Origin of the sequence: Anaerocolumna sedimenticola (assembly GCF_009931695.1) — a bacterium.
Classification (GTDB): domain Bacteria; phylum Bacillota; class Clostridia; order Lachnospirales; family Lachnospiraceae; genus Anaerocolumna; species Anaerocolumna sedimenticola.
This window is the reverse complement of the sequence record NZ_CP048000.1, coordinates 1733479-1749830: the sequence shown is the minus strand read 5'-3', so window position 1 is coordinate 1749830 and position 16352 is coordinate 1733479. Positions and strand designations below refer to the sequence as shown.

Here is a 16352-nt window from a genome sequence, read left to right as displayed (position 1 = left end):
TTAGTTCGTATTATTAGTCTGTATTATGTGACCCTGCTATTATATGAAGTAAAAAAATTATAATTTGTCACCTGATAATAAAGTACTTAATTTTAGAATATTCATACCCCTTATTCTAGCTCCCCCTTCGGTAGCATCTATAAACTCAACTCCTTTAACGCCTGCAATTCTTTTTTCTATCCATTCTCTATACATATCCAGACTTCTGCTGGTATAAATCAGGTTCCCCTCGATATCTTCCACCTGTCTTAATCCTTCCGTACTGGCAAGATTTCTTCTTGAAGTATTTGATGCATGTACAAAGTTATTTGTATATGCTAAATCCAGTCCTAAAAAGATGATGCGTTTGCACCCAAGATTGATACCTACATCCAGCGCTGTAGTGCTTACAGAACCACCGGTTTGATAAAGAGAAATATTATTAGCGGCAGCAAATTCTTCCGCTTTAGGATAACCCTCCTGGCATACCATATAACGTTTACCTTTATATTTTGCTGCGAATCCCTTATAGGCTGTGGATAAGAAAATCATAGGAATTTCCATATTCTCAAGACCTGAAATCTGAGCATATACCCTTTCATTCGCATCGGTTACAATAAAATAGTCGGGTTTTATACCGGCATTTATCAGTTTTTTAAGAACAGTACCGGTAGCTAATATAACTCCTCTTCCAGATACTTTTTTTAATTCTAAATAATTTTTATCTAAAGAAGGGCCGGCTGCAATGATAAATAGGTCTTTCCCTTTAAACTTCTCCTTTAAATCATCAACAAACCCATCATAGTTATTAACATTAGATCTATAATTAGAATTAAGTAAATGGGACTGATTTTTAATAGAACTATATTGAATAAAATAATTATCTAATTTTTCTCTTATAACCGTATTTTGTATACTTCTAAGCGATGGGTAATGAATAACAAACTCTGAATCCTCCGTTAGGTTGCTTAATTTATCTATCAACTGTTTGAATTCCGGATCATACACAAGCTTGATATTGTTAAACTTAAAGACACCCGCTATATTGGAGTAAGCACACATTAATTGTATTATCCTTAAGTCACTTTCATAGATCTCGATGGTTATACTCCGGTCTAAATTAAATAATTCAAAGATATGATATCCTAATCCAAGCCCATAAATTACATATTCTGTCTTATCTTCCTTATACCAGGAATGTGCTAATGTCATAGCTTCCGAAGATGGGTTATTGTTACTGTGGAAATAATATTTATTACTATTTTCATCTATTATTGCCAAGGTCATTAATCCCACGGAAGTAAATTCAATTTGGTATCTGTTATCGTATGTAGAGGGTTCCGGCATTTTTTTCAATTCCGTAGTAATATTACTATAATTTTTTTCAATAATCTCTAGCATAGCCTGGTAATTACCCTCTAATAATGAAAATCCCTCTTTGCTTATGAGGATTTCCTGGAGTTTTGTTAAAAGGGGAATTATCTGTAATTCATAGAGATCGGCTAATAGGATATAGTCTTTATTTTCCTGGGCGTTAAGAATACCTTCAAATATTTCCATTGTGGATTGCATGTCATAAATCAAAATTTCCTGATTGAAATAAGACTGATATTCTTTTAATACTTTAAGGTGTTGGGTAAAGAGATTAATTATATCGGAAGTTAGCCTTAGAGCATAATCATAATTCTGGGAGTGGAAATGATATATTAATTTGTTTATGTTATTTAGTAATTGAATGTTTTGGTCGTATACATTTTTCACTTTATATTCCAAGGTTTTTCCTCCAATCAAATATTACCTACCCAATCATTATCCATAAAATTACCTTTTAAAGTATTAATAGATCAGTTCCATCCATATACATTTACTATCTTAACTTGCATAGGTTTTACCAGTAGCTTGAACAATATAATAAAGATATCGATTTTAAGATTAGTTATAGATAATTTTTAATAGTTAATATATTAACATTGTATTATATATTGTTTAAACTTTTGAAGCAGAAAACATTTTAACTAATGAAACTGTAGTATACAACGTATAATATTCTATTGCTTTTATAAAATTGGCATACTATCAGAATCAATCATTTAATTAGTCGTATACTTACTTTTAATGATTTGAACTATACATAAAGTTAATAAATTAATCTCTACCATATAAATCTCTTGTATACACTTTATCTTCCACATCATAGATTTCATCCGACCATCTATTAGCAACAATAACGTCTGATAACTGTTTAAATTCTTCTAAATCTCTAATTACTTTAGAATTAAAGAAATTATCATCGTTTAAGGCTGGTTCATATACAACAACTTCAACACCTTTGGCTTTTAAGCGTTTCATTATGCCCTGAATAGAAGAATGCCTGAAGTTATCTGAATTCATCTTCATTGTTAATCGGTAAATCCCAACAATTTTAGGGTTTCTAAGGAGTATACGTTCTGCAATATGATCTTTTCTTGTGCGATTGGCATCTACGATTGCGGCTATTATATTATTGGGTACATCAAAGTAATTTGCTAATAATTGTTTTGTATCTTTGGGAAGGCAATACCCTCCATAACCAAAAGACGGATTGTTATAATGACTATTTATTCTAGGGTCTAAGCATACACCCTCAATAATATGTTTGGTATTTAACCCCCTTACTTCTGCATAGGTATCCAGTTCATTAAAATAAGCAACCCTTAGCGCAAGATATGTATTGGCAAATAACTTAATTGCTTCCGCTTCTGTTGAATTGGTAAAAAGCATAGGTATATCTTTCTTAATAGCCCCTTCCTCCAACAGATCAGCAAATTTATGAGCTCTCTCTGATTGTTCCCCTACAATGATCCGGGAAGGATATAAATTATCATATAAAGCTCGTCCCTCTCTTAAAAACTCTGGAGAAAATATGATATTATCCGTTTCAAACATGGACTTCACTTTTTCAGTGTAACCAACCGGCACTGTGGATTTGATTACCATAACAGCATCCGGATTAATTGATAGTACATTAGCGATTACTGCTTCTACAGTTCTGGTATTAAAATAATTCTTTTCCGGATCATAATTCGTCGGTGTTGAAATAATAACATACTCCGCATCTTTATATGCCTTGTAAGTATCTGTTGTAGCAATTAGATTTAAATCTTTTTCAATTAAATATCCTTCAATCTCTTTATCTATAATAGGCGATTTTCTGTTATTGATTAGGTCTACCTTTTCCTGTATTATATCCAGAGCTACCACTTCATTTTTCTGTGCTAATAAAACAGCATTAGACAGTCCTACATAACCGGTTCCTGCTATTGTTATTTTCATTTCTTCCTCCTAAACTTTAAATAAATCCAAAAATTTATAAGATATTATAAGTATCACTATTCAGTCGCTCAGTTTTTTAAACCTATAGATGTCCTCAAAGTTTTTTATACCTGCATATATGTTATAGTTAAGCAGCATATGTACCGGATAACTAATGTTAGCCATATCATCCAGATAGAGTCGTCGTAAAGGCACTTAAATTCCTTAAATAAGCTTCCGTAACAAAGTAGGAACATCCCCTGAACGGTAGGTCCTGAGCGCTTCCATTGGATCTTTGATCTCACTGGAAATAAGTATAGAATATCCACTGTTTTTTAATATGTTATCGATCACTTCTTGTTTTAGCGTTTTATGTTGCTCAAAATTTTTTGCGTATTGCTTCTCGTGTTCCTGATTATAATGATCATTTATAAGTCCTGATTCCTCACCATAGAGAAGTACCAGATTGATCGATCTGCGGCAGGAGATCGTATTCCTTATTCTTCCCGTATTTAACCTACTTTAAAAACTGGGATTGGTAAGAAATTGAGATTGTATCATAAGCGAGATATCTCTTTGTATTAATATTATTCATTACCCACAATAAAAACATAATTAGTCGTTGCACTTCCACCAATATTAAGCATCATACCATTATTTGATTTTTCAAGTTGATAAGCACCTGCTTTACAGCTTACTTGCTTAAATAAATCCAAAAACATCCTAGTCCCACTAGCACCTACTGGGTGCCCGCACCCAATTAAACCTCCACTTGGATTAATTGGTTTACTTCCATCTATTGAAATAATACCCTCTTCAATAGCTTGATATTCCTTCCCTGGTTCTGTGATACCAAATGAGGATATAGCAACATACTCACTAGAAGTAAAGCAATCATGAGTTTCAAAAAAATCAATATCACTAACATTTAAGCCCGACCGTTGATAAGCATCTAGAACTGCTTGACGTGTCCATGATAATAAATACGGTGATTTGATATTCTCTTCAATCTTTTCATTAAAAAGCATTGGTGCAACTCTATGCCCATATCCTTTTACAATAGGATACTGTTGATCATAATTTGCTTTAACAAACCTCTCAGAAGCTAATATAACTACAGCTGCTCCATCAGTAACTTGTGAACAATCTGATACCGATAATCTTCCCCCGACATATGGATTTGTATCGTTGCCTCTCATTTTTGCTTGTTCTAGACTCATAAACCATTTACGTGTTTGGGCTAAAGGATTCTTTTTTGCATTTTTATAATTATTATATGATATTAATGCTAAACTATCTAAAAATCTGTTCTCATCCATTTTATATTTCAATATAATTTCATCAGCCAGTTTTCCAAAAAGTTTTGGAAATGGAAAATCAATACCTTTTGCTTCACTTTGATAGTAAGCTGCTCTTCCCAATATATCTCCTCCAACTTTGGAGTCAACTGTCTTCATCAATTCCCAACCAATTACAATACATAAATCATATTCATCTGCTCTTATTTTGGTTATTGCTGCATCTAATGCAACTGAACCTGATGCACACGCAGCTTCGTACCTGGCTGATGGAACACCGTAAAATGTAGGATTAACCATTGTTAAAAGTGCCCCTAAATGGCCTTGCTTTATATATTCTTCTGCTATAAAATTACCTACAAAGCAAGCAATTTTATTTTTCTTATTTATAATATTGATATCCTGATAAGTTAAGCCTACAGATTTTAAAGCATCAGATATAACTTCTCTAAGTAATGCTATCACACCTTTCCCTTCCTTAGTCCAATTCCTTTCAAAATCTGTCTGTGCCCCCCCTAAAACATATACCTTATTCATAATACACCTCTTTCGTTAATTAATGTTTCGCTTTAAAATACCTACGATAGTCATACGTTGATGTATTCAAGTTATTAAATAACCTATCCATATCTATATGCTCTAATATTTGATGATTAATTCTTTCCTGTACCAAACATCTAAAATTATCAACCCCAAATAATGCTTGTACGATTGCAAGTGGAGGGCACCAATTAAATCCATTAGCCATTACATCATCCGCTGCTTGAAAATCATCAGCAACAAAAATAGCTGAATTTAAAGAATAGAGGACATATTTAATTAAAAATTCCAAGCACAATTCAGCTTCAATAGAATGATTATTAATTAATATACTAAAAGCAATCGCATATTCGCCATTCATTAAAGAAAGTATCATATTTTCTACAAATGGAAAACTATATTTATACTTATCTCTATATTTATTCGTATTAATATCATAAACAAGACTCTTCTTTAGTCCACTATCAGATACTTCTAATTTATACAATCCACCATTTGTTTTCCTCCCAAGTTTTCCATTCTTAATCAAATTGAACGCAAACTGTGGCAAGATAAAGGTATCTTTTGCATAGTCATTTGTATTTATATAAAGATTGTCAACAATTGCCTTATGTACATCAAGACCAACAAAGTCAGAAGTTATAAGTGGTGCCATACTTCTTCCAGAAAATTGACCAAGTATAGCATCGATATAATCAATTCCACCATTATCCTTATATTTTTCTGCATATTGTAAAGCTTCATTAATAAATTGAAATCCTATTCTATTACCAAGAAAAGCCGGCGAATCCTTGACAACTACTGCTGTTCTATATAAAATTTCTGTGACATAATTATTAACTTTATTTAATATATTTGAATTCGTATAGCTAGATGGTATTAACTCACATAAAGTCATACTATATGGCGGATTATAGAAATGTATTCCAAGATAATTTGTTCTTAGTGAAGCTGGCAAAGATTCGGCTAACTTATTAATAGACAGACCTGATGTTCCCGTACTAATAATTGCATCAACTTTAGCATATTTTGCAATTTCACTGTTAATAATTTCTTTTATTTTAATATCTTCTGATACGCTTTCAAATATTAAATCTGATGATGAAATACAGTTCTCTAGCATTGAATAATCTGCGGGTATAAGATTACTTTTTATCGCTTCGGCTTTTACTGACTTCGCTGCCATATTGACTGCTCTTTTTGCATCATCCAAATTTCTGCATATCATATATACTTCTGCATTACCAAATGATGCAAAAATACCAGATATATTATAACCCATTGTCCCATTTGCGCCAATAACAGTAATAGTTTTTATCATATGTACTTTGTATGATATATTTTATTAGTCTTAATCATACTTTCCTCTCTATATAATATATTTTAAAACGCCAAAGCCCATATAAACAGCTCTCTCTAGTAAACGGATTGCTAAGATAAATTAGATAAAGATGGGACAGAACCTATAAAATCAGAGGTACCGTTGCATAATTAATATGCTTCATTATTAGTTTTTTCCCTTTGTTTGATAACTTTAGCTGGATTTCCTACAGCAGTACAAAAATCAGGGATATCCCTAATTACAACAGCACCTGCACCAATGATAGAAGATGAACCGATAGATTTTCCTTGAATTATCTGGGTTCCTGTACCGACCTCTGTCCCTTCATCAATAAATACATCTCCTGATACATTAACGCTTGGATATAAGGTAACAAAGTCTTTTAAATAGGTATCATGCCCGACAGTACAGTCTAAGTTTATTGTAACATAATTACCCATCTGAATATCCACTGTCAATATACTTCCTGCGCAGATTATACACCCCTTACCTATAACTATATCATCAGATATAGTCGCATGACGGGATATTATATTGGGGAAAATAATATTCTTATTATTCTCTAATGTTCTTATTATTTTCTTTCTTAACTCTGAGCTACCAATAGCACAAACGGCATGAATAGGTTCATTACGACCAAGCAACCATTCATTATTACCAATTATATGGTATCCATGAATGCTGTAATCCTCTGACCTATATAACTTATCAACAAATCCCAATATATTCCATTCTTCAAAAACTTTGTTATTTTCTTTAAGCAGCCATAAAACTTCCTTTGCAAAGCCTCCAGCTCCAATGATTACAATATCCTTTTTTGCTTCCATATTCCCCTCTTTTTTATATTAATTCATTTCGTTTACTTTTTAATAATAATTCTGCCAGTTGAAAATCAATGGGTGTATCAATATCAACCGAATTTTCCTGAGGCATAACATATGGATATGTTTTTGAATTATAATACCCACAGTTCTTCTTTAGAGCATTAAAATTAAATACAAAAATTGCTCCATTCGGTAAAAATGTGACTTCTTCTTCTTGCCGATTTTGGCTATTATCTACTGAAGTATAATAATCTATTAATATACCATCTGGTGATATTTTCTTATACCAGGTAGGAGGATGCTCTGCCTTTACTACAGATATTACCGTTTCAGCTTTCATTTTATAGAATAATTCAATAGCATTATCAATATCTTTAGAAGTTCTTAATGGAGAGGTTGGTTGAAGAACAATAAATTCATCAATTGCAATAGTTCTTGTCTGATTTAACCTGTCTACAGTATAAATATAATTATCAATTGCCTTTGAGTGGTCTGCGGCTAATTCTTCCGGTCTTAAAAATGGAATTTCCGCTCCAAAGTTTGAAGCTATATCTGCTATCTTTTTATCATCAGTTGACACGATGATTCTATCAATGCTATTTGCTTCCTTTGCTGCTTTTATTGTATAGTATATTAAAGGATAGCCAGCTAATTCTTTAATATTTTTCCCTGGTAACCCTTTTGATCCCCCTCGCGCAGGTATAATAGCTATCATAGTCCCTCCTAAAAATCTTCCATTTTAATCAAAACATCAAATCCAATATCTCTTTTTGCAGTCTTTCCAACGATAAAATCTAGATACTTAGGTTCTATACCATTACCCGGCCTCTTAAAAGAAATATCCTTTCTTTCAATTACCTCACCAGCCTTGATGGCTCTGGTAGTAACGATACTTCTTCGAAAGGCGTTTAACCTCTCTTCTGATTCATTAACAGTACGATTATAACAACCTAACATTTTATATGCTTTCTTACATTCTCTGGTAATGATATCAAGCTCATAGGGATCAGCGGATACCTTATGATCCCATCCTTCCATATTTTTATCCAAGGTAAAATGCTTTTCGATCATGCAAGCACCTTTAGAGATTGATAGTATCGGAGCTGTAATTCCTATTGTGTGATCAGAATAACCAGTTGGGAATCCATAAAGATTACGTAACATATCAATATTATTTATATTAACTTCTTCATCTTTGGGGGGATATATTGATACGCAATGCAGTAAAATAATCTTATCATTTCCAGTTTTTAATATTGTTCTAATTGCTTCGTCCACTTCAGACAAAGTACTCAATCCAGTAGCTAGAACAATGGGTTTTCCTTTCTTAGCCACATATTCCAAAAATGGGTAATTATTTAAATCCATTGATGCAATCTTTATAAAATCTACATCCAGCTCGTCCACTAAAAAATCCACCTCGTCCTCTGAAAAAGGGGTTGAGGAAAAAGTAATTCCGATCTCATCACAATAATCTTTTAATAACTTTTGTTGATTTTTTCCTAATGCATAAGCAGCTACAATTTCTTCAAGCGAATAATCCGTTCTGTTTCTATAGTCATCAGTAAGAAAATAATTATCATCATACACTTGTCTGGCAAATATAGAGTCTTTAGTCCAAGATTGAAATTTAACCGCATCAGCACCTTTTTCCTTCGCAACATTTATCATTTTTTTCGCTAAATCAATATTTCCATTATGATTTGCGCCTATTTCTGCTATAATATATGGTTCAGTATAATCTTTAATTATTCTTTTTCCAATCATTATTTCTTTCATTTTTGCATCCACCTCTCATTTAATTTGATGTTTTCCCACCATAAAAATTCTTTATTTCCATCATTAACATTAGACAGATAATTAACTAATATTTTTTTATTAAGAATCATCTCATCCAACTTAATCATATTTCTATATTCCATTTTTATTATGTCATTATATTTCGATGGATAGTACTCAAGTAGCAATTTATAATGCTCTTTTTTCAACTGTATCCCCATAATTAATTGTTTCTCGCTGATACTATTTAGTCCACCAACTGTATTTGACATATGCTGCCTATAAAAAGTATAGGCATCATGAATAAAATAGCCACGATAACCCTTTATCACCAAAATCGAGAAAATCCACCAATCAACAGCAATCAATTTAGGAGGTATTTTTAATATATTTAAACATATTGACTTTAAGTTAATGGAAGTATTGGACAACCCACAAAAATTCTTATCCAACAATTGCTCATATTGAATAACTTCCTTAGGATTGTCCTTACTAGCATAATATGACTTTGGGCTAATATTGACTCCATTGCTGTCAACTAAATACATTTCATTATAACAAAATCATAATATTGTAATGCCTCAATGCTCTTTTCGATTCTATTGGCACTAAAAAAATCATCTATATCGGTAAAAATCACATAGTTATATTTGTCAGCAACCTCCAGAATTGCAATTTCTCTAATTTGGGCAGGTGTATATTTTTCTTCTATACATATAATTTTAATATTTAACTTTTGATATTTTATAAGCAATGAATTTAATATACTATTATCCATTCCATCATTATATAAATATAAGTCAAAGCATTCATATGTCTGAAATAATAATGAATGAAAATAATCATCAATATAAGGCTCAATACCGGGGTATATGAAGCCTAAAACTACAGTATTATTCTTAATCAATACAAAAACCCCTTTTATAATATTACTTGCTTTCCTTAAGATATAATGGTGTTGGTTTATTCAACTATTTATTTCAATTGTTGTAACCATTTCCATTGCAACATATAAAATATTTTATCCAGCATAATAAAGGAGCCACCCACAGCTGTCATTCCTATAATATTAGAAATATGAAAAAAATGACCATAAGATATCCCATACCTATTTACCATTCCTTCTGATACAAGCATTAGAGCTATATTATTCTCTTGAGTCAATTCCCAACCTCTCTCTCATTTTCTCCAGTTCTTCCATTTGCCCCATGTCCATCCATGCATGTTCACTTATCGGATAAATTCCTACCTTTTCACCTCTAGTGATACACTCCTCAATAACATCGGTTATGTGAATAAAGGTATTCTTCGGAATTAAATCAAGAAAATGGGGTTCAAGCACATACAGTCCGGTATTCGTTAAGAAAGAAAAGCTTGGCTTTTCTTTTAACTTTATAACCTGACCCTCATTACCAATTTCAATTGTTCCATATGGGATTGTAGTTTCTTTCATTGCAGCTACAATTGTTATAATATTTTTTTCCCGCTTATGATGTTCCATAATGTCAGCGTAGTCTTCTTCAATAACAATATCACAATTTGTAACAAAAAATGAATCCTGATATTTTCCTGATAATAATTTCAATCCACCACCAGTTCCATAAAATTCCTCTTCGTCTATAAAATCAACATCTCTCACTCTTTCATTATCGATAAAGAAAGATTTGATAAAATTCTTTTTGTAATTTACTATCATATCGAAATGCTTACATCCAAATACTTCAAAATGATCCATGATAATCTCAGTAATTGTCTTATCACCAATGGGTATTAATGGCTTGGGCAATATCTGGGTGTACGGATATAATCTTGTCCCCTTTCCTCCTGCCATAATAACTACCGGAACATTCAGGTTTTCATTTTTAAGAGGTAAATTTTCATTTAAAAAATGCACTGTAATTATTTTCTTTTTTTTATTAACCACTGGGAGTGCTGTAATATGGCGTTCTTTCATGAACGCATGATAATCTACTGCTTCCTCATTCGTAACATAAAGCGGATGATAATTGGCAATTTCCTTGATAGAAGCATCAAGGCTTCCTTTTTTTAGTATATATCTTCTGATATCACCATCAGAAATAACTGCTATTAATATTTTATCTTTACATATAAAAGCAATCCGCCTGCCGTTATTGTCAATTGCTTGCATTACCTGCAATACTGTGTCTTCTTCTTTAACAATAAAATCATTAAGATTCATTGTTTCTCCTCTCCATACCCCTTAATTGTGTCAACAACAAACTCAACATCCTCCTTGGAGAGATTGCTGCTACAAGGTATATTTAAGACATGGTCATAGTAGTAATATGCCTTTTCTATCCTATAAGCTCGTGCACCTTTGTATGGCTGTAAGGTATGAATTAATTTCCATATCGGTCTGGCTTGTATACTACTCCTTTCCATAAATTGAAGAACAGCATCACGATAATCTGTTATATAAGAATAAAACCAATAATTGGGGCGGATATCCTCACGGAATCCAAGAAGTAATAATCCCTGCTTTTTGTATTCAAAATAATTCTCTCTTTTCGTTGAGATAAACTTCTCAAGCTGCTCTAATTGTGCTAGTCCGAGAGCTGCCTGAAGATTAGTCATACGATAATTATACCCCACTTCATCGTGTACAAAATATAAAATATCATTCTTTGCCTGGGTTGAGAGATAACGGCTCCTATCAAGATATTCCTGATTGTTAGACACAATCATTCCTCCTCCGCCAGTGGTAATGATTTTATTACCATTAAAGGAATAAACACCAATATCGCCAATTGTGCCTGCATATTTACCTTGATATAATCCACTTGTATAGTAAGAACCTAAAGCCTCAGTTGCATCCTCAATAAGCTTTATGTGGTATTTGTTTGCTATGTTCACAATACGCTCCATATCAGCCATATTACCAAATACATGTACTATAACAATTGCCTTTATATGCTTACCGGAAGACCGATCAATTAACTTCCCCTCAATAAAATCACATTCTGTATCACAAAATTTCTCAAGCTTGAGAGGATCCATTGTTAAGCTGTCATCACAATCCATGAATAACGGTTCTGCCCCTATGTACTTAACCGGATTAACTGCTGCGATAAATGTTAAAGTGGGTACAATAACGATATCCTCCTCCGTCACACCACATACAAGCAAAGCCAAATGGAGTCCCGCTGTTCCATTTTGACATGCAATAGCCTCCTGCGTCCCTACATAAGACGCTATGTTTTTCTCAAAGTCAGAGATATATGGCCCTGCCGTAGAAACCCACTCTGTCTCTATAGCATTGGTTATATACTCCAATTCATTTCCTTTTAAATTTGGTACTGATAAAGGTATGAACTTTCCCATCTGGCCATCTCCCTAAATGTTATAAATATCTGTTTTATAGGAATTTAAGTTCTGTCTAATCCATTCAATCGTCTCTTTAATTCCTTCTTTAAGTGTATAGTTAGGAGTCCAATCTGTAAGCTGTTTAATCTTTTCATTTGAACCCAGCAAACGATTAACCTCACTCTTCTCCGGTCTTAATCGCTCTTCTTCACAAATAATTCTAGCCTTGGGATTTATTTGCATGATTATCTCATTCGCCAGCTCACCAATAGAAATCTCCTGCTGTGTCGCTATATTAATCTCTTCTCCTGTCGTTTTATCCGATTCTGCTATGGCAACGAATCCATTGGCAGTATCTTTCACATAATTAAAATCACGCGTTGGCGTTAATGAGCCCATTTTAATTTCTTCTTTTCCAGCTAATAACTGAGATATGATTGTTGGAATAACCGCTCTCGCAGATTGTCTGGGCCCATAGGTATTAAAGGGGCGAACAATTGTAACAGGCATATTAAAGCTGCGATAAAAGCTTTCCGCCAACCGGTCTGCACCAATTTTGGTTGCCGAATACGGAGATTGCCCTTGATAAGGATGCTTCTCATCAATAGGTACATAAAGTGCGGAACCATATACTTCCGATGTAGACGTTATTAATACTTTACTTGTTTCGTGCTTTCTCGCAGCCTGAAGTACGTTCAATGTACCTTTTATATTCGTATCAACATATGAATCAGGAGAATGGTAACTAAATGGAATTGCAATTAGAGCAGCCAAATGATATACCCGATCTACTCCCTTCATTGCCTCATATACTCCATTAGGATCTCTGATATCCCCTGCAAATATCTCAATCTGATTTAACTTCTGCTTTGGCAAGGTATCCAACCATCCCCAGGAGTTAAATGAATTATAGAAAGTAAATGCCTTAATATCATATCCTTTATCTAATAGTGTCTCTGTCAAATGGCTTCCGATAAAGCCCTCAGCTCCGGTTATAAGTACTTTCATGCTTCCTCCATACCACAATAATATATCTCTATGTTTAGTTTCTACTTCATTAATATATCGTTTTTTTCTGCTAGTGCCGGAATATAGGAAAATGTTAATGATCGGTAATTTTTCCCCTTCTCTTCACCATATTTAATAATCTTAAAGTAACTATTATGCTGTATAAAATAAGCATAGGATAGTTTGTACTGATAGGTGTATGGGTTATATTCACATGTAGGTACTTGCTTCATAGCAGCATGTGTAACATAATCCCCCCCATCAAATGCCTTATATAATCTATCTTTATCTCGTACATCACCAATAAAAAATCTGACTTTGCTCATATCAATTTTATCAGCATATTCTGATTTCATTACACTCTGCTTATACTCATCTCTTGAATATGTTATCACTTTTTTAGGTGAATACTGTTCGAATATCATTTCAAAAACTCTTTACCAAATATCCTGCACAGCCAGTAATTAAAATTACTTTATTTTTTAGCATTTTTCAATTTCTCTTTCATAGAGTTCTTTATTTAATGGTGCAATTTTTGTATTTTTATTGTTAATACAATTGTAACACATATTACTTTTCAAATTTCCTGACATATGTTGTCTTCTTAGATTAATCATAAGATCACTATTCCACGCATCAATTAATTTTATTTTATGTAAATCAGAGGTTGCCATAAAATTATCAAAATCAACACAACATGCATTTAGATATCCCTCATATGTAATATGTATTCTATTGAAAATCATATTACAAGGCATTTGAATCCCACCATGAAAATCGTCAACCATTATAGTGTCGTTCAATTCATACATATTACCGCCTTGATTATATGCATCATATATAACGAATTGATCAATATAATCTTCTATTAGATTCCTTAATTTATCAATTTCATTCATATTTAATTTATTTCGAACAAATGATACAAAAATAGGTAAATTTATATTATTATCTTTTTTTAACCCTTTTATATTTTTTAAGTTCTCGATAACTTTATCAAAATCATCTTTACCATGAATAATCTCATATGTTTTTTTTGTTCCAGCATTTATTGAGATTTTTAAACTTTTCAGCCCCTTTTTATATAACTCCATTACTTTATTAGCATTAGCCAAAACACCATTTGTAGTAATGTATATATATGAATATTTTAGCTGATTAGCTTTTTCGACATAATCTGGCAAAGCACTAACTAAAAAAGGCTCTCCTGTCATATAAAATCCCACTTCTTCTGCTCCTGCATCTCTTGCTTGCTTCATGATGTCAAAAATGAAATTTTTATCACAGTTTCCTATCTTTCTTTTCATTTTATCATGCGCACAGAAAATACATTTATGATTACATGCGTTTGTTAATTCAATCATAATATTTTTAGGGAATGGAGGTTTTTCCATTATTGTACAATCTCTGTATAATTTAAGTTCTGGCATTTTTAATTCCTTTATTTTGTTTTATATTATAAGTTTTATATTTTAAGTATACTTATTTACTAAAATGTATGCTGGCAAACCTCTATTTTCTTTCTGCTAAAATAGACTTTATCGCATCATATATTAATTTTTTACTGTTATTACAAAAAAAATAATTTTGTTTTTTTAATTTCTTAATATTATTTGGTTCAATAATATATTCTATTATTTCTTCTGCCGAAGAAACATAAATAGCCATATTATTCTCTACCAATGCGGCAGACCGATAATATTGACCTGATTTGAATATTAAAATTTCAGTGTCAAAAATAGTTGCTTCGTACATTGTTGTAGAAGCACATCCTACGACAAAATCTGATACAGCAAGATAATAATAAATATTATGATTAGAATCATCAGCAACTTGGATTTTGGTATTTAATAAAAATGGATATATTTTTCTCCAATTTGCATATTCAGATGGATGTAATTTAATAATAATTTCAAGTTCAAGATTATCTATGATTTTTGATAGCTCTGCAGCACATTGCATCAATTCGGTTGTGCCATCAGATAAAAAAGTAATTACTTTTTTATTTCTTTTCTTAATTTTATTTTTATAGTTCAAAGCCTGCATTTCTAATTCAGTAGATCCTACCGGAATTATATATTTTTTATTAATCGGATATCTTGGAGTGTCAATATCATATTTTCCAAATGCAAATATATAATCCGGAAATGATTCCAAGTTTAATTTCTCAGCAAAATTGTATGCAATATGCCCTTTCCCTATTATACCATGTTCCAGTTCTATAGTGGGAATTCCCATCTCTTTAGCAGTCTCAATTATCATCATATGTCCAAAATTATATGCAACTACTAATATTATGACTTGGGGGCTAATTTTCTTTAAAATATGTTTATAACATTTCTTCAAAAAATCTCTATTTGCAATTTGATCATTCATTGTCTTTGCAATATTTTTCTTTTGTTGGTTAGTAAATTTAATAGCAAATTCAATTTCAAGTTTATTAAAAATTATAGAAAGAGGAGTAGATGTTTTATAATCTAATTTTGATTTTTTTAGATTTATAAACTTTCCATACCAATTTATATCGAGATATTTTATATTTTTTGTTTTTATAGGTACTAAATTTGTTCCTAAATAGGGTTCCTCAAAGACATAATATGAGAATTCGCATTCCTTAAGCCACTCATCCGTATATACACATTTATAAAAATTATTCTGCTTAATTCGTCTAGGATGGTTAAATACCAAAACATCCTTATGTCTTACAAATAAAGGATTTTTAAAAATAAATTTATCACTTTGTTTAATTATATTATTAGTAGTCTTGGCATTCTTTTGATAATTATTTCTATTGATTATACCATGTTTAGCCTCTAAAATTGCCATAAAGAAAAAAAATCTAATATAATGCCAATAATTTATATCATTAATCTTCAATTTAAAAAATTCTTGTTCCGCTTCAAATCTAATAAATTGCTCTAATGTCTCATCAGGTTTCATTTTTATTTCCATCTCCAAGTACTTATT

General features: G+C 31.8%; 16 protein-coding genes. All 16 read right to left on the bottom strand.

Going from position 1 to position 16352, the window contains the following annotated elements; genetic code table 11:
- Positions 1-57: 57 nt before the first annotated feature.
- The 16 genes from Ana3638_RS07870 to Ana3638_RS07795 all read right to left on the bottom strand — a co-directional run bounded on the left by Ana3638_RS07870 (position 58) and on the right by Ana3638_RS07795 (position 16325).
- Positions 58-1752: a motility associated factor glycosyltransferase family protein gene (locus Ana3638_RS07870; RefSeq protein ID WP_161837536.1), complete on the bottom strand. Its 1695-nt coding sequence runs from the start codon at positions 1750-1752 to the stop codon at positions 58-60.
- A gap of 372 nt (positions 1753-2124) precedes the next feature.
- Complete coding sequence (locus Ana3638_RS07865) at positions 2125-3291, bottom strand: nucleotide sugar dehydrogenase (RefSeq protein ID WP_161837535.1); 1167 nt, start codon at positions 3289-3291, stop codon at positions 2125-2127.
- A gap of 566 nt (positions 3292-3857) precedes the next feature.
- Positions 3858-5105, bottom strand: coding sequence for an acetyl-CoA acetyltransferase (locus Ana3638_RS07860; RefSeq protein ID WP_202621585.1), 1248 nt, complete (start codon positions 5103-5105; stop codon positions 3858-3860).
- A gap of 19 nt (positions 5106-5124) precedes the next feature.
- Complete coding sequence (locus Ana3638_RS07855; protein ID WP_161837534.1) at positions 5125-6429, bottom strand: 3-hydroxyacyl-CoA dehydrogenase family protein; 1305 nt, start codon at positions 6427-6429, stop codon at positions 5125-5127.
- Positions 6430-6599: 170 nt separating this feature from the next.
- Complete coding sequence (locus tag Ana3638_RS07850; RefSeq protein WP_161837533.1) at positions 6600-7277, bottom strand: acetyltransferase; 678 nt, start codon at positions 7275-7277, stop codon at positions 6600-6602.
- A 13-nt stretch (positions 7278-7290) separates the two neighbouring features.
- Positions 7291-7989, bottom strand: coding sequence for an acylneuraminate cytidylyltransferase family protein (locus tag Ana3638_RS07845; protein ID WP_161837532.1), 699 nt, complete (start codon positions 7987-7989; stop codon positions 7291-7293).
- Positions 7990-7997: 8 nt separating this feature from the next.
- Positions 7998-9053: an N-acetylneuraminate synthase family protein gene (locus tag Ana3638_RS07840; RefSeq protein WP_161837531.1), complete on the bottom strand. Its 1056-nt coding sequence runs from the start codon at positions 9051-9053 to the stop codon at positions 7998-8000.
- The gene (locus tag Ana3638_RS07835) at positions 9050-9505 is read right to left on the bottom strand and encodes a glycosyltransferase family protein (protein WP_161837530.1); all 456 of its coding nucleotides are present in this window, start codon (positions 9503-9505) and stop codon (positions 9050-9052) included. Before Ana3638_RS07835 ends, Ana3638_RS07840 begins: the two co-directional genes overlap by 4 nt.
- Positions 9506-9591: 86 nt before the next feature.
- Positions 9592-9960, bottom strand: coding sequence for a glycosyltransferase family A protein (locus Ana3638_RS07830; protein ID WP_161837529.1), 369 nt, complete (start codon positions 9958-9960; stop codon positions 9592-9594).
- A 68-nt stretch (positions 9961-10028) separates the two neighbouring features.
- Entirely contained in the window at positions 10029-10217 is a 189-nt protein-coding gene (locus tag Ana3638_RS07825; RefSeq protein WP_161837528.1) for a hypothetical protein, read from the bottom strand.
- Positions 10201-11253: a sugar phosphate nucleotidyltransferase gene (locus tag Ana3638_RS07820; RefSeq protein WP_161837527.1), complete on the bottom strand. Its 1053-nt coding sequence runs from the start codon at positions 11251-11253 to the stop codon at positions 10201-10203. The genes Ana3638_RS07825 and Ana3638_RS07820 overlap by 17 nt, the downstream gene beginning before the upstream one ends.
- Entirely contained in the window at positions 11250-12395 is a 1146-nt protein-coding gene (locus Ana3638_RS07815) for a LegC family aminotransferase (protein WP_161837526.1), read from the bottom strand. The genes Ana3638_RS07820 and Ana3638_RS07815 overlap by 4 nt, the downstream gene beginning before the upstream one ends.
- A 12-nt stretch (positions 12396-12407) precedes the next feature.
- Positions 12408-13385 carry an NAD-dependent 4,6-dehydratase LegB gene (locus tag Ana3638_RS07810; protein WP_161837525.1) on the bottom strand — a complete coding sequence of 326 codons (978 nt, stop codon included), beginning with the start codon at positions 13383-13385 and terminating at the stop codon, positions 12408-12410.
- Between the two features lie 41 nt (positions 13386-13426).
- Positions 13427-13810, bottom strand: coding sequence for a polysaccharide biosynthesis protein (locus Ana3638_RS26125; RefSeq protein WP_330587931.1), 384 nt, complete (start codon positions 13808-13810; stop codon positions 13427-13429).
- Positions 13811-13867: 57 nt separating this feature from the next.
- Complete coding sequence (locus Ana3638_RS07800; RefSeq protein ID WP_161837524.1) at positions 13868-14815, bottom strand: radical SAM/SPASM domain-containing protein; 948 nt, start codon at positions 14813-14815, stop codon at positions 13868-13870.
- An 82-nt stretch (positions 14816-14897) separates the two neighbouring features.
- Positions 14898-16325 carry a hypothetical protein gene (locus Ana3638_RS07795; protein WP_161837523.1) on the bottom strand — a complete coding sequence of 476 codons (1428 nt, stop codon included), beginning with the start codon at positions 16323-16325 and terminating at the stop codon, positions 14898-14900.
- Positions 16326-16352: the final 27 nt, after the last annotated feature.